Here is a 17,238-nt window from a genome sequence, read left to right as displayed (position 1 = left end):
CTGTGACTTCAGGGATGCAGGAAGTAGAGTAACGCAGGTGCAGTTACCGAGATGGCAAGGAACGACGATGTTCAGGATGGCCTTTCTCAGACATCCTGTCTTTCAAGGCATTAGTGCATCCTTGCACGTCAACGGTATGTCGTGATGATGTGATTTCAGGGATGTAGTAAGTAGAGTAACGCAGGAGCAGTTACCTAGATGGCAAGGAACTTTTTTAGAAAAACATAAATACCTACCTTCTTTTAGGCATAAAAAAACACGAGGATGACATAATCATACTCGTGTTTATTTAGTCTATGGACAGTCTATCTATTATTTTTTATAAGTAGAAGCAATGTTATCCATGCGTTCATTAGCATTATCAACAGATGATTTAACATCTTCTATTGTTGCTTTAGTCATTTTTTGCTGGCTTTTTACGTCAGCAACATCATCAGTTAAGGCATTAACTTTATTTGTTAGTGTATCAACTTTTTGGTTTAGGCTACTTACACTTGCTTCTAAAGCGTCGGTGTTAGCACAACCTGTTACTGTCATTACCAGTGCTACTAGAGCAATATTTCTGATTAACATAGTGTTCTCCCTTTATTATCACGCTTGTAGAGTATTATGGCACAAAATTATATACAAAAATCTAAAATTGTAACTTATCTCTCTTTATAGAAAATTTGTTTACTATTTACTTAGCTGATTTGTGAATAACTTCTTCAATCTTACTGACTAATAAATCAATTTTTATTTCGAGTTGTTTATTATGATCTAATATTTCTTTATTTTGTCTGCGTAATTCTCTATTTTTAACATTAGTGTTAGAAAAACCAAAAAAACGATTAATAAATTGTGCGCCAATAAAACTCATTAAGCCTACACCAATATAAAACATGCACATAACAACGACTCGACCCGAGGTTGTTACTGGGTAATAATCACCAAAACCTATAGTGCTAGAGCTCATTTGAAGCGCCCAAAAGGCATCGTTATAGGTTTTAATATTTGCTGTTGGAGCGGGCAATTCAAAATGCAGTAAAAGCTGTGCAGCCCCTGCCATGATCAAATACAAGGTGAAAATAGTTAAGATCAAAATATATCGAGATTTGTAATTCTTAATACCAAATTCATCGATAGTGTAATGTTTAAGTCTATGGGTAATCATCATAATTTTTATAAATTCGCTGTTGTGCAATAGCGCTTACTATTCACTGTATTGTGTAACGTGTAAAATTAAATCATCCATTAATTTACGCTTTATTTCAAGTTGTTGTTCTGGAGATAGATTATATTTTAACGCTAATATTTTGTAATCATCGTGTCCTAAGCTTACCGTTAAACGAGGTCGCTTAGGTCTTTTATTTGTTGGCAGACCTAAAATATCACGAATTTGATCAGATGGGCTCAAGCCAGCATGTAGTGCTTGAGTACGGATCGCTAATTGAATTTTTTCATCCATATCAAAAGCCACTTGCACAGCTTTGACTGCTTGTATTGAAGATTGCCATTTCTCAGGTAATATTCTGCTCACAATTTAGCTCCCTGGGAAAATATCAATAATATCAGAAGTTGGACGATATAATGTGATAAATAGGTCGGTTTCACCATCTTGCCATACTTCAATATCAATACCGCGTGATTGTTCTTCATCAAGTAAGCTATAAAGTTCAAATTGCTCACCGGCTTCATTGCCTTCATATGCACTTAAGCTTTCTGTGCGATTATCTTTACGATGAAAGTAACCTACTTTTGCAAAAACGCGTTGCTGGTATTGTGAACTACTCCAGCCTGAAGTTAATGATGAATCAGACTTTCTCTCTAGAAATGCTTGTCCCGGATCATCAAATATTGTTGCAAACTCATCTAGATCAAAGAGAGATTCGATATCTTCATGCTGAATTTTAAGGGCAAATTTAAGGTAAGTTTGATCGTCTTTTTCGATGGTTAAGTAAAGTTCAAGGTTGTTTTCACCCTGCAATACCCATTCAGTCTCTGTCTTACTCTCAAACTCGTAACAGTTGATAGCTGAAACTTGAAACTGTTGTGTTCGTAACGATTCAGGTAACGCGAAACTATCGGTAAGTACGATAATATCTTTAATCTTTAACTCTTCAGCTGAGTTAACTTGGCGTTCGTCTTCTTTCTTATTAAATAGTCGTTTTAGAAAGCTCATATTCAGATCCCAAAAATCCGCCTAGTTGTTGGGAGGATAACAGCTAGGCGGTTAAAACGGTGCTAGTAAGCCAATAATGGCTCACTAGCGGGCACATATTACTTTTGTTTCGCTTTTAAACGGTCTAATACTGAGTTTGCACTATTATCCGTACCACCAATACCAGCTTGCTTAAGTTGCGCAGCTAATGAATTATCTGAATTTTCAGACTCAAGGACTTCTGCAGCCTTCATTTGATCATCAAATTTTTGTTGCTTTGCTTTAATGCGCTCTAAAGAATCTTTAGCATTTAATAACTTAGAGTTGCTTGATGAAAAGTTATCAGTGATTGCCGATGTTGCTTTTTGTACACTTTCAGTGGTTTTAACCATCGAAAGTTGACGTTTATATTCACCAACCTGACGTTCACTCTTTTTCACTAATTCTTTTAAGCGATTGGCACTACCTGAAAAGCTATCAAGCGCTTGCTGCTGTGATGCGAGATCATTTTCTAAGGTAGAAATTTTTTCAGCTACAGCCAACGCTAATGTTTCATCACCTTTTTCTAAGGCTTGAACGGCATAACCTTCATGTTCAACCACTTCACGTTTTAAGCGGTCAACTTCACGGCTTGATGACATTTGTTGAGCCATGACACCGGTAAGGTCGCGTTTAGCTTTTGTTAAGTGATTTTCTGAATCACGAATTTCTTGTTCAAAAATACGGGTAGCATTTGAATCAACAATTGATTCTCCAACTTCTGAAGCGCCACCTCGAATTGCGGTCATTATCTTTTTAAAAATACTCATAGTTTTTTCCTTAGGGTGGTTAATTAAATTAGGTACTCGCCCATGTCATCTATAATCTCCATTGCGTTATTATTTAAAACGCCTAACTCATGCTCGATGTCATGAAATGATGAATTAATAGAAAGGGCACCAAAGATGACGTATTTCTCACCAATTTTTGAAAATGATGATAATGGCATCGGTATATTCATTTCTAACATACTAACGTGCATATCTTGGAGGCAATCGGGTTTAACTTCTTCTTCGCCCCATAAGTAGGTAATACACAGTATTTGGTCATCGGTTACAGAAACAAAAATAGGTAATTCTTCACGGTCGATAACAGTGATCTGTAAAACGTCAACTTCGCCTGAAATAGGCTGGCAATCGAAAACCATTCCGGTTTCAGAGTTGTCTGCTAAGCTATTTAAGTGATCAGCAATTTTATGAATGTTCATGTGATTCCTTAGTCTGTTTTTCTTCGTTAATAAATCTAAAAGTTAATATCTCTCAGACATATTATGTCGTTGAGGTAAATTTAGCAGTTTGACATAATATGTCAAGCGTCAATTTGCATTATTTTCTATTTCTTTATCATTCTTGTAAATATGCGTTGTTTAAACCTTGTTGATCTCGCCATGCCTTTTGGTGTAATTGATAAATACTATGGCTACCTAAATAATTAATAGGTACATCAGCTTGGTTTGTATAAAAGCTTTTTGAAAACTCAAAAGAATTAATAATCATCGGTAAGCTTAACCAGTGATGTTCAATAGGTAGACTTTCTAGAGACTTCAAACGATTAAGTGGGCTAGCTCCGCGTTTTGAGGCTATTGTCCAGCCCCATTCACCAAAGCTTGGCACGTTATCATGATATTGCTCAACATGAGCGAATTTTGCAGCGCGTACGGTTTTTCCAATAGCAATAAAAGCGTCTTTGGCGTGATAAGGACTCGCTGATTGTATGCCGATCAAGCCGTCACCCGCGAGTAACTGTTGTAAACGTGCATAAAAATTCACCGAGTAAAGTTTATTTAAATCTGGATGGCTAGGATCAGGCAAGTCAACAATGATGCTATCGAAAGTTTTTTGTTGTTTTAATAACTGATCAATCGCTAAAAAAGCATCTTCATTGAGAATAGTGACACGGGGATCTTGTAAGCTTTTTTGTGTTAATAGGTTAAGTTGAGCGGCTAACGCTGGTTTTAATTTTTCAGCAGGATTTATGAATATCTGCATTAATTCGGCATCTAAATCAATTAATGTCACTTTTTTGGGTGACCATTTCAGGACATCACGTAATGCTAATCCGTCGCCACCACCAATAATTAATATATTATCGTGTCTTGCTGAACCGGCCATAACCGGATTAACTAAATAACTGTGATAAATATATTCATCGGAAGATGAAAACTGTAAACGGCCATTAAGATAAAAATTTATCACACTCGGCTGTTCAGTGCCCATATGGCGTTGAGTAAAGGTAAGTTGCTGATAGCGAGTTTTATCTGTGTAAACAACGCTATCTAAATAGAGTAGGTTGCTCATTTGGTTTAGCCAGCTATTACCCGAGTGATAAATAATACCAATGGCAAGGAGTAAAATAATATGAAGTGTTACTAAGGTTTTTCGCCAGGTCAGTTTTTCCCAAAAATGAAAGATGAAAACGCCACCCACAATAAGATTTAACGCGGCAGTTAACGCACTGGCTTTGCTAATATCAATAGATAAGAGAAAAATAACCCATACTGCAGCGCCGATTCCAGCCCCCACATAGTCAGCACCATAAATAGTCCCTAAATTATTTTTTAAATGTTTTTGGTGGATCGATTCTCTAATGCGTGCAATTAAAGGGATTTCCATACCAATGAAAAATCCTAATATAAAGCCAAAAAAATAGGGGCTATTAAAAGCGATCTGCGAAAGTTGTTTAAAAAAACCACCTTGGGGAAGCGAGTCGGGGGGTAAATTAAAGGTGTCTGCTAATACTTGTGGGAATGTTTGAGTTAACGCTATTAACCCACCAATAATCAAAATTGAACTGCAACCTAAAAAAGCAATAATCAGTTCTAGCCAGACAAAACCTTTGAATGCACAATTAATGCCTCGTGCGGCAAAAGCACCTATCCCCATGGCAACGATCATCAAACCAATCATTGCATAAATCGTGCTCTCCATAGCGCCTAGAACACGTCCAGCATAATGAGATAAAAGGTATTCATAAATTAAGCCACAACCAGCTAAAACAGCCATGGTTAGAATAAGTAGTGTGTCGTTCCAAAATAATTGTTTTTTATTCATATTAATATAATTTCTCGCTCTTTCACTTTTTTGTGATCGCGGCTTAACGTTTACGTGCTGGGGGGCACTAATGACTTGAAAAACAGGATGTATGAGCAGGGCCACCCTGAACATTGTCGTTCTTTGCCATCTTGGTAACTGCTCCTGCGTTACTCTACTTCCTTCATCCCTGAAGTCACAGCATTACGACATACCGTTGACGTGCAAAGATGCACTAATGCCTTGAAAGACAGGATGTCTGAGAAAGGCCATCCTGAACATCGTCGTTCTTTGCCATCCATGGCATTACGACATACCGTTCATCCTGAACATAAAAAAGCTTTAAGAGCTTATGCTCTTAAAGCTTTTTAGTTATTGAATAAATGAAGATTAAGCCATTAAGGCCGTAAGAATAAGCGCAATTGAAATACTGGTTGCCATTTCAACACAAGCAACACCAATGTTTTGCTGTTGATCAACTTCTTCAACCAAGTTGATACCCCAAAGGACGATACGTTTGGCAATAGCCGTTAAAACAGCCACGAGTAATGTCATTACAATTGCAAATACAAACCAAGAGATTAAATTCGTGAATAAGGTATCAGGTGAGTACGTGAGAAAATGACTCGCTGCAGTGACGGCTAAAGCGGTACTTATTAACTGACCCGCATAGCGAATGGCAATGGCAGTTTGTCCTTTTGAGAAAGCTTCTTGTAAGCAATTACCTTGATTATTTTTGGCATACTGGCGTTCTTTTAAACGAGTAACCAATAATAAGATAGCTTGAGAAATAATAAAACCGGCAATAATAGCAATAAATGTATCTACATCTAAACCATGTACCCACAATAAAACGGCGCGGATAATAATCGCGGTAGCAATTGCGCCTGCGGCATCAACTATACCAATGGTTAAGTTTTGTTTTAAAATTTCTTCAGTTTTATTGATATGTTGTAGTGATAACTTGTCATGTATAACACGGCCAATTTTTATCAATATTAAGCCTAATGTCCCATAAGCCAACATGCCAACAAATTCCATCCAATAGCTTGGCGCATTTTCACCACTTATTGCGCCCGTAAGAACAATACCTAAAGCGGCGACACTACCCGCGACACTTATACCAAAAGCAAAGTTGTCTTTTTGGGCGAGTTCTTGCGTTGAGTTAACTTTAGCGGATAAGCCTGAAATAAAGCGCATGGCGCCCAGTAAAACAATCGCGATGGTAATATCAATAACTAAGTAAATTAATAGATCTTGATTTAAGGCTGTAATTTCAAAAAATTTATTCATGTTAATTCCTATATCCTACCCGTTATTTACCGCGTCTAAAACTGCGAGATGTCGTGCTTTTGCTGTTTCTAAAGCTTGAGTTTTTTGAGTAGCTAGATTTTTTTGCATATGAACTTTTGTTGATACTATTTGTGCTAAAACGCTTGGCACTTGTTTGTGCGGTGCTACTTTGTCTGGAAAGGCTAGATGAGCCCGTTCTACTTTTACTGTAAGTGCTATTGTATTTTTGTCCGCGACTTTGGAATGACTTCTTCGTACGCGTATCTAAATTATTCTGTTTTTTCAACTGGCTTGGCGAACTATACCGAGTGCGACCATAATCATTATAATAGCTGTAGTTCCTTGACCGTCCCCAATCATTATACGAAGTACGACGAGAGCCAAATACATCGCCCATCATGGAATACATGCCATACCATGCCCAAAAAGACATACCATTACTGCCTTGCGTCCAACTACCGTAACTTGGGTTACCAATTAGTTGTTCACCTGTACCGAAATCTTGAGCGTTATTGGCTTGTTTGCTTTGTGCTTTAGATAATGAATTGACTCGTGGTAAGACACCATCAGACATATCAGCAAGTACATTCAGGGGGTCGCTTAAAGCATCTGAATAAAGTATCGGATCGGCGGCAAGATAGATATTAACCAGTTCATTGAATATATCTTCTTTACGGGCAAACATATTGGGTTGATTTTTAACGGTTGTTAATCGGTCGAGTAACGACAAATACATCGGACCTTTTGTCGTTGCATCTTTGTCAAATTGATCAATTAATTGTGTAAGATGAGGTTTTTGCTGTTTCAGTTTTTCAGCGTATTGATGGATTAAACTGGCATTACGTACCTGACCACCGGTTAAAGCGTCGGCTAATTGTTGAATGCGAAGTTCAGTGATCGGCGTTTGTTGATTAATTTTTTCTTCAAAGGGATCAGAGCAACCGACTAAGAAAATAACCAAGCTTAAAAAAGCGTATTTGATGTGCTGCATTCCTGCCATAGTGTCCTCAAAAATGCTATAATAAATATATACTCAGGTGGTTTGAGTACGAATTTGTTATGTATATCCGTTGCCTTTTTCAATTTGCTAAAACCTGCGTCTTGAATTGGTAAGAGTATATAATAACCCGATATTAATAGCATTAAAGACATAATATGTCTATTGATTCGTGATTTCATTTTATATTATTTCTCCTTATCTTTTACATCGTCAATAAAGTGGCCATTAAATGAATAAATCAACTAACTTGTCAGCGCTCCTTTCTCTTCAAAAGCAAAAAAGTACTCAATTATTTAATCAGCAATACCCTGATGCAACTGCACATTTGTCTGAGCAGCAATTAGCAGATTTTCAACACGCTTTAATGGCTAGCGATTTTATTTTAAACAGTACATTGCAGTGTCCGGAAATTGTGGTGTCATTATTTTCAAGTGAGCGGGTGTACCAAACTGATTGTCCAAATTATCAACAAATGCTTGCTAAGCTAATAACGCCTTGTGAAAGTGAAGATCAGTTACATAAGGTCTTAAGACAGTTTCGTCTGCAAGAAATGGTGAATATCGCGGTTGCTGATTTACTTTTTGAACTTGAGTTAACCTTGTCGTTAGAGCGTTTATCTGAACTTGCTGACCAGCTTATTTTAGCGGCGTTAAATTGGTTAACGTTATTCTGCCAAGACAAATGGGGAATACCGACCAGTCAAAGTGGAGAGGTTCAACAACTACTTGTATACGGCATGGGTAAACTTGGGGGGCGCGAGTTAAATTTTTCGTCTGATATCGACCTTATTTTCACTTATCCTGAAATGGGCGAAACGCAAGGTGCTAGGCGAAGTCTTGATAATCAACAATTTTTTATCCGTTTAGGCCAAAAATTAATAACGGCTTTGCATCAAAAAACAGCTGATGGCTTTGTTTATCGGGTTGATATGCGATTACGTCCATTTGGTGAAAGTGGTCCACTCGTTTTAACTTTTAATGCGATGGAATCTTATTATCAAGAGCAAGGGCGTGATTGGGAGCGTTATGCCATGCTTAAGGCACGTCTCATTGGGCAAGGAATATATCATGATCAACTTTCTACCTTACTGCGTCCTTTTGTCTATCGTCGCTATATTGATTTTAGCGTAATAGATAGCTTACGACGTATGAAAATGATGATTGCCCAAGAAGTACGTCGTAAGCAGTTAAAAAATAATATAAAGCTAGGTGCTGGTGGTATTCGAGAAGTTGAATTTATAGTACAAGTTTTTCAACTGATCCGTGGTGGACGTATAAAAGAATTGCAACACCGACGTTTATTAACTGTGCTGCCTATTTTAGTTGAGAAAAAAGAAATTACCACTGAGAATGAAGCGGTACTCACCAATGCCTATTGTTTTTTGCGGCGAGTAGAGAATATTATTCAAGCGCTAAATGATCAACAAACACAGACGTTACCTGATAACGATCTTGACCAAGCACGCTTAATATGGGCACTTCGTCATGATAAATGTGAAACGTGGTTAGCTTTCCTTGAATATTTAGCACTGCAAATGAATGGCGTTCATCTTGAGTTTTGTGCACTTATTGGTGAAGAAAGCCCAAATCATCAAGCGAAAGATCAACATTGGACTGCTTTGTGGGACAGCCAATGGTCAGATGAAGAAAGTATTGCTTGGATAGAACAAGTTAGTGTTTTTGTTGATGCTAAGAAAATTTGGGGGCTGCTTGTTGAATTTAGAGCAGATATGGAAAAACGCAGTATTGGTCATCGAGGGCGTGCTGTACTCGACAAATTAGTACCTGTTCTAATGTGGCACATACAACAAGAATATAGCGAGCATTTCACACTAGAACGTGTGCTCATCATCTTTAATAAAATTTCAACGCGTACCGCTTATATTGAATTATTGTTTGAAAATGAAGGGGCGTTAAAGCACCTAATTAAGTTGTGTCATCAAAGTAGCTGGATAGCAGAGCATATTGCTAAATACCCGATATTATTAGATGAATTAATTGATCCGAAATTATTAAATAATCCTCCTGAACTTAGCAGTTACTCCGCTGATTTACGACAAGCCATGCTGCGAATACCCGAAGATGATCAAGAAGCGCAAATGGACAGATTACGTCAATTCAAACAAGCACAACACTTACGTATTGCTACCGGAGATATTTGTGGAATACTACCTGTAACTAAGGTTAGCGACCATTTAACGGCACTTGCCGAAGCTATTATTGAAGAAGTTATACATTTGGCTTGGCAACAAATATCACAACGTTTTGGCGTGCCAGCATCAACGGTTGGTCAAGACCATAGAGGTTTTTCTGCGATTGGTTATGGCAAAATGGGCGGAATAGAATTAGGTTATAGTTCAGACTTAGATTTGGTTTTTCTGCACAATAGCCAAAGTAATGAAGAGACAAATGGTTTAAAGCAAATACCCGCTGCGCAATTTTATATGAAACTCGCACAACGTATCATGCATATTTTTAACACGCGTATGGCGAGTGGTATTTTATATGAGTTAGACATGCGACTCCGCCCATCAGGAAACTCTGGCTTATTGGTTATACATATTGATACCTTTGCACAATACCAACGAGATGATGCATGGACATGGGAGCACCAAGCTTTAGTAAGGGCTCGAACTGTTTTTGGCTATCCTGAGTTAGCAAACAAGTTTACAACCATAAGGAAAGAGATCCTGACTCGTGTACGTGAACGGGCAAGTGTCAGTACTGACGTGTTAAAAATGCGAAAGAAAATGCGTACCCATTTAGACAAGTCAACATCTGATAACACTGATATTAAACAAGGACAAGGTGGATTAGTTGATATTGAGTTTTTAGTGCAGTTTCTGGTACTTAGTGAAAGCTCGAAATACCCTGATTTATGTAAGTATTCTGATAATTTTCATTTGCTTAAAGCACTTCAGCACTTCGGTGTTATTAGTATCGAGCAGCAAAAGCAGTTAACGATCAGTTATTGCACTTTACGTGATTATGGTCATCACGCCACATTGAAAAATGAGCAACAATTATTAACCAAGGTGGATTTCCAGGATATCGCTGAAAATGTCAACGGTATTTGCCAATCCTTATATGAAAAACCTTGCTAAATAATGACAGGGTAATCATTGATTAAGGGAGTGCTTATCTTCGTTGAGCGTTTACTGGGAGTAAAATGCACTCTTCATCAAGGTAAGGTATATTCAAATCAATCAGTACGAGTGCGCGCTGTTGATGACAAAAATAAACGTTAATACCTTCTGGAAAGTGTCCTTCAACAGCTTTACCTACTTGATATGCTGTTTGGACGATTTCTTTATTGATGCGAAAAGGGTCTTTAACTAAAAAGTCTCTATTTAGCCACCAAATCACTTCTAAGCCTTGATCGTTTGCGTATTCCGATAGTTTTTGAAACAGCGTTTCACCCAAACGAAAAGGGTGATTTTCATTGGTACCACGCCAGTTTTTTCGTAATGGGCGAGTGACCATGCGACGTGCTTCCAGTAGTTTGACAATATCGCCTTTTGGAGGTTCTAAGTAAACGATGTTATTACGGATCTTCGGACCTGAACTGCCATCATCGCCATGTAAATTAGCGTAAAAACGAGATAAGCCATCAGCGGCTGCATTCTTACTTTTTTTTATTGGACGAGGAATCTCTTTTGTTATTGTTGCTTTATCTGAAGGGTCAATGACAGTGACTTGTTCTGTTACTGTACTTTCTTCATTTAAAGTAGAGAAAAGCTCTTCTTGGTTGTCAAATAATAGAAAAGCTAAAACAATTAAGATTGAGCCCAAAATAATGTTACGTAACCAAAAATTCATAGAGTACTTTCTTTCTTATGAGGCCACATGGAAAATTCCAGTATGGTGTAAATACAATAAGTATATACCATACTGAAAAGTTGTTATTTATACAATGTTGATGATTTTTAGTCTGAGATTATTTATACAGAGAGGGATCATCTTCATGAGGTCTGGTTTTAAATCGTCGGTGTAACCACATATATTGCTCAGGTTTGTACAATATCGCTTTTTCTAGCTCTTGATTGATACGAATAACGTCAGCTTCATCATCGCCAGTAGGGAAATTTTCCATCATCGGCTTAATTTCGAGAGTGTAACCACTGCCATCATCATTTCTCGTTGGAATGAACATGTGATTTTGAACGTTCTTTTGGCGAGCAAAAATGAGTGTCCCCGTGGTAGTGGCAGCATCAGGAACCGCAAAAAATGGCACAAATAAACTCCGGCGTCGTCCGTAATCTTGATCGGGTAAATAAACACAGACTTCCTTATCACGAAGTGCTTTCATTAATCCTTTAACGTCACGTTTACCTAACATGTACTTATTAGAGCGACCTCGTCCTCTAAACTGAAAAAACTCCATCAGTTGATTGTTGTGAGGTCGGTAAAAAACAACCATAGGGTGTCCAGTGCCAATACCCCGGCAATTAATTTCTACACTTAAATAATGCATTGTTAATAATAAAACACCTTTGCCTTGTTGGTGCGCTTTTTCTAAATGCTCAAGGCCGACTACTTTTGTTTTTCTTTTAACTCGCCAATCTGGCCACCACCAGCCCATTCCTGTTTCAAACAAGGCGATACCGGTATTTTCAAAATTTTTCTTTAAAATGAGTGTGCGTTCTTGCTGCGACATTTCAGGAAAGCAGAGTTCTAAATTTTTCATCGCCACTCTTTTTCGGCTTGAGCCTATTTTATACAGCAAACGCCCTAGGATCCTTCCTAACATCAGTTGTAATTTATACGGTAACCATGAAATGGTATAGAGAATGATTACGCCAAACCAAGTTAGCCAATACTTGGGTAAGAGAAAGGATATTTTAAAATCAGGTTGCAAAACTTTATTTTTACTCACGGGATGATGTCAACTCATTGAAATTCATGTGATACACTATTAAGCATTATATCTGTATATCCGTAAAGAGTTAAGAGGCATAGGATGAAAGTAGAGATTCCCGCTTTTGAGCAAGCAAGTGTATTGGTTGTTGGCGATATTATGTTAGATCGATATTGGTATGGGCCCACGCAGCGTATTTCGCCAGAAGCCCCTGTTCCTGTCGTTAAAATTAACCAAGATGAACATCGTCCTGGTGGGGCTGCAAATGTTGCATTAAATATCGCTTCTATCGGTGGACGCGTTACTCTTATTGGGATAACGGGCAAAGATGAAGCCGCACAGCACTTACAAAAAAAATTATCAGCATTAAATATTCACTGTGAATTTGATCAACAAGCTAATATTCCTACCATTACCAAGTTACGTGTGATGAGTCGTAATCAGCAATTAATTCGTTTAGATTTTGAAGAGTCACTTAGTGATGTTGATAAAACATTGCTGGAAGAAAAAGTGGCTACCCAGCTGGTAAATCATGATCTACTTTTGTTGTCAGATTACAGTAAGGGCACACTATCTGAAGTACAGAATTTAATTGCTATAGCAAAAAAACAAGGGAAAGCGGTTTTAGTCGATCCTAAAGGAACTGATTTTGAACGTTACCGCGGTGCTACACTATTAACGCCAAATTTATCAGAGTTTGAAGCGGTAGTGGGTGAGTGTAAAACAGAAAATGATATTGTCAGTAAAGGTCAGGCATTATTAGTGCAACTTGATTTAGACGCAATGTTAGTGACGCGCAGCGAACAGGGGATGACCTTACTTCGCCGTGACCATGACGAATTCCATTTACCGACCCGAGCACGTGAAGTTTATGATGTAACTGGCGCTGGCGATACCGTTATTGCAACGCTTGCTTTAGCTATTGCAGCAAAGGCTGAATATACCCAAGCCAGTGCTTTAGCCAATATTGCCGCCGGTATTGTTGTAGGTAAACTGGGTACATCAACGGTAAGTGAAGCAGAATTACTCGCTGAAATATCAGCAGGGCAAGAAAGTGGCTTTGGTGTTGTCACCGAAGAGCAATTAAAAATTGCCGTTAAATTAGCAAAAGCTCGTGGTGAAAACATTGTTATGACTAACGGTTGTTTTGATATTTTACATGCGGGTCATGTCTCATATTTAACCCATGCAGGTACCTTAGGTACACGTTTAATTGTTGCGGTTAACGATGATGCTTCAGTAAAAAGGCTCAAAGGTAGTGGCCGACCAGTAAACCCTACCGATAGACGTATGGCGGTGTTAGCTGGGTTAGGCGCTGTTGATTGGGTAGTGAGTTTTTCTGAAGATACTCCACAACGAATTATTAGCAATATTCTGCCTGATATTTTGGTTAAAGGTGGCGATTATAAAGTTGAAGACATTGCTGGTGGTAAAGAAGTGATGGCCAATGGTGGTGACGTAAAAGTACTTAACTTCGAAGAAGGTATTTCAACGACTGATATTATTAATTCTATTCGGTTGAAGTAGTCCATTTATTTTAGCGATATTTTTAACTCGATTAATACTGAAGTAATAAAGCGAATCAATGAAAAAGCAGCTATATTAGCTGCTTTTTTCTTTAAATACATCAGTAACCTAAAGCGTATTAGCTCTCTAAGTAATCTGTCGCTTTAACATTGAATTCAGCCAGTAAGTCATTAATCAAACGATTAATTTCTCCAGCCATTAAAGCAAAGTCAGCATCAAGTTTTGCTATAACGTCATCACTATCAATATCGTCATTTTGTTCTTGAAGGACATCAAAGAACTTTAAACGTTTAATGGCTAAATCGTCACAAAGAATAAACGACATGGCTTCATCCCATTCAAGTGCTAATTTTACAACATATTTATCAGCGTCTAAGTGAGTTTTAATTTCGTCACTATCAAGATCTTGATTTTTAACACGAACCACTGCGCCATCATCACCTAAGGCATGAAACTCTGCTTCCATACCTAAAGTAAAGTTGTCGCCAATATTTTTCTCGTTTAGCCAGTCTGTCATTAATTCATCAGGCGCTTTTTCTGGCGAAACACTGGTAACCGGTAACGTACCAATAACTTTGCGTAAAAGTGCTAATAAATCTTCAGCTTTACCACGACTCCCTGAATTTACAACAATCAGGTTATGCTCGGCATTAATATAAGCATGCGTGTCGGTGACACGAGAAAATGCACGTGGCAGTAATTCAAAGATGATATCTTCTTTAAACTGTTCTCTTTCTTTTTTGGTTGCACTACGCGCTTGTTCAACCTCAAGTTGAGCAACTTTTGCCTCAATCATATCTTTAACAACAGGCGCTGGAAGTATTTTTTCTTCTTTTCTTGCGCAAACTAAAAGGTTGCCATTAGCTGAATGAACCGTTGAATGTCCATGCTTACCTAAAGCGTTTACCCAACCAAAGTGTGACTGCTCTGTTGACCCACAAGGCGTGAATAAATGTTCAGCTAAGTGTTTTTCTAATTGATCTTCTGATAATTCAAAAGGGCGAGTAAATGTGAAAAAATATAGGTTTTTGAACCACATAGAAGCTTCCTGCGCCGTTGGAACACGAAGTGTGCCGGCTGATAAATTTTAAAAGAGCAATATAGTAACTTAAATATGAGTTATAAGCACTCATACTCGTGGGAATTAAGAGGCTTATAGATAAGGCATTGATAGGATAGAGTGGTTATGCGGTGAAACTTCTACTGAGTTGCCCACATGAACAACTTTTATCTAGACCTTTTGATTTTAACCTCGATAAGCGCATTTTCAAACTCATGACATTATAAAATCAATGGCTAGGTTAAATGATCTTACTTGCTCTGAGTTCGTGATGAAGCTTTCAGTGGTTCAACAAATATTTTTAATAGGTAACATTAGTACAGTCTTAAATTTAAGATATTTATATGAAAGCTACTTTAACGCATATCATTAAATTCAATATCATAGCTAAGACCTTGTCCTGTGTTAGACGTTGCGACTATTGTGCCATTTAACGTGTCGGTGACTAGTTCATTAATAATATGAGTACCTAAACCTGTGCCACCATTCCCTGCTTTAGTAGTATAAAAAGGGTCAAAGATTTGTGGTAATTTATTTTTGGGAACACCTACGCCATTATCTTGGTAGTGTAAATGTAAGCGTTCACCTTTCAGCTGTGCGCTGATAGTAATTATGCCACTCTCTATACCATCAAAACCATGAAGAATAGAATTAATGATCAGATTAGTAAAAATTTGTGAAATTGCACCAGCGTGGCAGTAAATATCAATATTGTCAGCACAATCGACTTTAATCACATGTTTGGTTTTTTTTAATTTAGGCTGCAAAGACTGAATAATTTCATGCAGGTATTGGGCGAAATTAATTTTTCGTGTTTTGTCGCTCGTTTGATCTACCGCAACTTGCTTATAGCTCGTGATCAAATCAGAGGCACGGTTAAGGTTGTTCATTAATAAGTGTAAGCTTTGATCTGCATTATTTGTAAAGTCATCTAGAGATCGTTTGGTCAACTTCTGATTTTCGATATCATTTTGCAGAGAATCTAATAAATCAGCTAAATAACTTGTTGAAGTAATGCTTACACCGATAGGGGTATTAATTTCGTGTGAAATTTCAGCCGATAATTTACCTAATATTGCCATTTTTTCTGCATCAATTAAGCGCTCTTGCGCTTTTTTTAGCTCTTCTATAGATCTTTTTAATTCTTTGTTCGTTTTTGTTAACGTTTCCTCTGTTTGACTTCGTCGCATATTTTCAGCGGTTAACCGTTTTTGCTGCTCAATAAGTTCACGTTGTTGTTTGTTCATCTCGAGCATAGTGGTACTCAATGATGATGTTTTTTTAGCGACTTCTTGTTCTAGTATTAAGTTTTGATCGTCAAGCTTGTGGTTGGCCGCTAGAATTTCTTGTTTTGCTACACTTAGCCGTATTTGGTGCTGAACGAGTTCATCAAGCAAGTTGTTATAAGCATTTTGCAAAATATTCAGCTCATTATTTTCATAATTCATTGTGTGAAGTTTTGATGCTTCTGGATCATCGATATCAAAATGATTAATTTGTTCGGTAAGTTCATTCAGTGGGTTGGTTAATAAATGAGAGAAGGCGAGTGAAAATAAAATAACTAATGCTGCAGTCTTTACCATCGCATTACCAATCAAAAAATATATACCCACTTCAATACGCTCAAAAATAACAGTGTCACTTGACAATAGAATGACGGTACCCACTTTTGTTGTTCGACCAGAGAATTCAAAAATAAGTGGGAAAGAATGACCGAATAAGCCTCCTGAAAGCGAGTCAATGGTAAAATATTCACTATTTAATGCTATTTTTTCTGGTTGATTAAAAGAATCATTGTTAGAAAACTCACCCAGTTGAGCAATAACTTGGTCATTTTCATCAGTGACTGTTATCCCCTTAATCATTGGGATAGCAACTAATCCTTCAGCAATATCGATAGCTTGTTGAGTATTCAACTCCCAAACAGCACGGGTTAAACTACCACTGAATGTTTGTTCTAGGGTAAGCAGTTCACTGTTAATGTGACTCTTAGTGTTAATGTATTCAGCACCAATTTGAACACAGGTAACAATAAAGGTTAAAATAAAATAAACCGATAGCACTCGTGTTAATAGTTTTCGAGATATGCTTTTTACCTTCATTTCAACTTTCTTTTTTATGACAACTAACAATGATTTTAGACATTTTACGGTAGGTTAAAAGTCTTTTTTTATATATAAATGATTTTTATTCAATAAAGACTGTTTTATCCTATTTTAGTAGGGTAAATACTGTTTAAGTTAAGTCATACAGGTTGAGTATTTATAAACAAAAAAAAGCTAAATTTATCAAA

At 37.4% G+C, this 17,238-nt stretch carries 15 protein-coding genes; 2 read left to right on the top strand and 13 right to left on the bottom strand.

Annotation, left to right across the window (positions count from 1 at the left end; all coding sequences use genetic code 11):
• Nucleotides 1-312: 312 nt before the first annotated feature.
• The 9 genes from H4J52_RS18480 to H4J52_RS18440 all read right to left on the bottom strand — a co-directional run bounded on the left by H4J52_RS18480 (nucleotide 313) and on the right by H4J52_RS18440 (nucleotide 7,501).
• The gene (locus H4J52_RS18480) at nucleotides 313-573 is read right to left on the bottom strand and encodes an Lpp/OprI family alanine-zipper lipoprotein (RefSeq protein ID WP_182181798.1); all 261 of its coding nucleotides are present in this window, start codon (nucleotides 571-573) and stop codon (nucleotides 313-315) included.
• 106 nt (nucleotides 574-679) lie between these two features.
• Complete coding sequence (locus H4J52_RS18475; RefSeq protein WP_182181799.1) at nucleotides 680-1,156, bottom strand: potassium channel family protein; 477 nt, start codon at nucleotides 1,154-1,156, stop codon at nucleotides 680-682.
• Between the two features lie 36 nt (nucleotides 1,157-1,192).
• On the bottom strand, nucleotides 1,193-1,522 hold the full coding sequence (locus tag H4J52_RS18470; RefSeq protein WP_404851866.1) for a hypothetical protein: 330 nt from the start codon (nucleotides 1,520-1,522) through the stop codon (nucleotides 1,193-1,195).
• A complete protein-coding gene (locus H4J52_RS18465; protein ID WP_182181801.1) occupies nucleotides 1,523-2,161 on the bottom strand; it encodes a hypothetical protein in 639 nt (212 codons plus the stop codon).
• Nucleotides 2,162-2,259: 98 nt separating this feature from the next.
• Nucleotides 2,260-2,949, bottom strand: a complete 690-nt coding sequence (locus tag H4J52_RS18460) for a PspA/IM30 family protein (RefSeq protein WP_146796233.1) — start codon at nucleotides 2,947-2,949, stop codon at nucleotides 2,260-2,262.
• A gap of 23 nt (nucleotides 2,950-2,972) precedes the next feature.
• The gene (locus tag H4J52_RS18455; RefSeq protein ID WP_182181802.1) at nucleotides 2,973-3,386 is read right to left on the bottom strand and encodes a YjfI family protein; all 414 of its coding nucleotides are present in this window, start codon (nucleotides 3,384-3,386) and stop codon (nucleotides 2,973-2,975) included.
• A 136-nt stretch (nucleotides 3,387-3,522) separates the two neighbouring features.
• A complete protein-coding gene (locus H4J52_RS18450; protein ID WP_182225363.1) occupies nucleotides 3,523-5,229 on the bottom strand; it encodes a polyamine aminopropyltransferase in 1,707 nt (568 codons plus the stop codon).
• A 369-nt stretch (nucleotides 5,230-5,598) separates the two neighbouring features.
• The gene (locus H4J52_RS18445; protein WP_182181804.1) at nucleotides 5,599-6,501 is read right to left on the bottom strand and encodes a DUF350 domain-containing protein; all 903 of its coding nucleotides are present in this window, start codon (nucleotides 6,499-6,501) and stop codon (nucleotides 5,599-5,601) included.
• Nucleotides 6,502-6,523: 22 nt separating this feature from the next.
• A complete protein-coding gene (locus H4J52_RS18440) occupies nucleotides 6,524-7,501 on the bottom strand; it encodes a hypothetical protein (protein ID WP_182225362.1) in 978 nt (325 codons plus the stop codon).
• 229 nt (nucleotides 7,502-7,730) lie between these two features.
• On the opposite strand from H4J52_RS18440, the gene glnE reads away from it, so the two are divergent.
• Nucleotides 7,731-10,604, top strand: coding sequence for a bifunctional [glutamate--ammonia ligase]-adenylyl-L-tyrosine phosphorylase/[glutamate--ammonia-ligase] adenylyltransferase (gene glnE, locus H4J52_RS18435; protein ID WP_182225361.1), 2,874 nt, complete (start codon nucleotides 7,731-7,733; stop codon nucleotides 10,602-10,604).
• A gap of 34 nt (nucleotides 10,605-10,638) precedes the next feature.
• Here the strand turns inward: glnE and H4J52_RS18430 are convergent, their stop codons facing one another.
• Both H4J52_RS18430 and lpxL read right to left on the bottom strand, forming a co-directional pair.
• Nucleotides 10,639-11,319 carry a TcpQ domain-containing protein gene (locus tag H4J52_RS18430; protein WP_182181807.1) on the bottom strand — a complete coding sequence of 227 codons (681 nt, stop codon included), beginning with the start codon at nucleotides 11,317-11,319 and terminating at the stop codon, nucleotides 10,639-10,641.
• Between the two features lie 118 nt (nucleotides 11,320-11,437).
• Nucleotides 11,438-12,376, bottom strand: coding sequence for an LpxL/LpxP family Kdo(2)-lipid IV(A) lauroyl/palmitoleoyl acyltransferase (gene lpxL / locus H4J52_RS18425; protein ID WP_182181808.1), 939 nt, complete (start codon nucleotides 12,374-12,376; stop codon nucleotides 11,438-11,440).
• An 84-nt stretch (nucleotides 12,377-12,460) separates the two neighbouring features.
• On the opposite strand from lpxL, the gene hldE reads away from it, so the two are divergent.
• Nucleotides 12,461-13,885, top strand: a complete 1,425-nt coding sequence (gene hldE / locus H4J52_RS18420; protein ID WP_182181809.1) for a bifunctional D-glycero-beta-D-manno-heptose-7-phosphate kinase/D-glycero-beta-D-manno-heptose 1-phosphate adenylyltransferase HldE — start codon at nucleotides 12,461-12,463, stop codon at nucleotides 13,883-13,885.
• Nucleotides 13,886-14,003: 118 nt separating this feature from the next.
• Here hldE and rdgC read toward each other — a convergent pair whose 3' ends face one another.
• The gene (gene rdgC, locus H4J52_RS18415) at nucleotides 14,004-14,924 is read right to left on the bottom strand and encodes a recombination-associated protein RdgC (protein WP_182181810.1); all 921 of its coding nucleotides are present in this window, start codon (nucleotides 14,922-14,924) and stop codon (nucleotides 14,004-14,006) included.
• A gap of 377 nt (nucleotides 14,925-15,301) precedes the next feature.
• Complete coding sequence (locus H4J52_RS18410) at nucleotides 15,302-17,047, bottom strand: HAMP domain-containing sensor histidine kinase (RefSeq protein ID WP_182181811.1); 1,746 nt, start codon at nucleotides 17,045-17,047, stop codon at nucleotides 15,302-15,304.
• Nucleotides 17,048-17,238 lie beyond the last annotated feature (191 nt).

It is taken from the genome of Colwellia sp. MB02u-14 (assembly GCF_014076915.1).
Classification (GTDB): Bacteria; Pseudomonadota; Gammaproteobacteria; order Enterobacterales; family Alteromonadaceae; genus Colwellia_A.
This window is presented reverse-complemented; position numbering and strand designations above follow the sequence as displayed.

Excerpts from the sequence above, each read along its gene's own strand:
- H4J52_RS18480 (WP_182181798.1), bottom strand. The coding sequence starts at position 573 with ATGTTAATCAGAAATATTGCTCTAGTAGCACTGGTAATGACAGTAACA.
- H4J52_RS18475 (WP_182181799.1), bottom strand. The coding sequence starts at position 1,156 with ATGATGATTACCCATAGACTTAAACATTACACTATCGATGAATTTGGT.
- H4J52_RS18465 (WP_182181801.1), bottom strand. The coding sequence starts at position 2,161 with ATGAGCTTTCTAAAACGACTATTTAATAAGAAAGAAGACGAACGCCAA.
- H4J52_RS18460 (WP_146796233.1), bottom strand. The coding sequence starts at position 2,949 with ATGAGTATTTTTAAAAAGATAATGACCGCAATTCGAGGTGGCGCTTCA.
- H4J52_RS18455 (WP_182181802.1), bottom strand. The coding sequence starts at position 3,386 with ATGAACATTCATAAAATTGCTGATCACTTAAATAGCTTAGCAGACAAC.
- H4J52_RS18450 (WP_182225363.1), bottom strand. The coding sequence starts at position 5,229 with ATGAATAAAAAACAATTATTTTGGAACGACACACTACTTATTCTAACC.
- H4J52_RS18445 (WP_182181804.1), bottom strand. The coding sequence starts at position 6,501 with ATGAATAAATTTTTTGAAATTACAGCCTTAAATCAAGATCTATTAATT.
- H4J52_RS18440 (WP_182225362.1), bottom strand. The coding sequence starts at position 7,501 with ATGGCAGGAATGCAGCACATCAAATACGCTTTTTTAAGCTTGGTTATT.
- glnE (WP_182225361.1), top strand. The coding sequence starts at position 7,731 with ATGAATAAATCAACTAACTTGTCAGCGCTCCTTTCTCTTCAAAAGCAA.
- H4J52_RS18430 (WP_182181807.1), bottom strand. The coding sequence starts at position 11,319 with ATGAATTTTTGGTTACGTAACATTATTTTGGGCTCAATCTTAATTGTT.
- hldE (WP_182181809.1), top strand. The coding sequence starts at position 12,461 with ATGAAAGTAGAGATTCCCGCTTTTGAGCAAGCAAGTGTATTGGTTGTT.
- rdgC (WP_182181810.1), bottom strand. The coding sequence starts at position 14,924 with ATGTGGTTCAAAAACCTATATTTTTTCACATTTACTCGCCCTTTTGAA.
- H4J52_RS18410 (WP_182181811.1), bottom strand. The coding sequence starts at position 17,047 with ATGAAGGTAAAAAGCATATCTCGAAAACTATTAACACGAGTGCTATCG.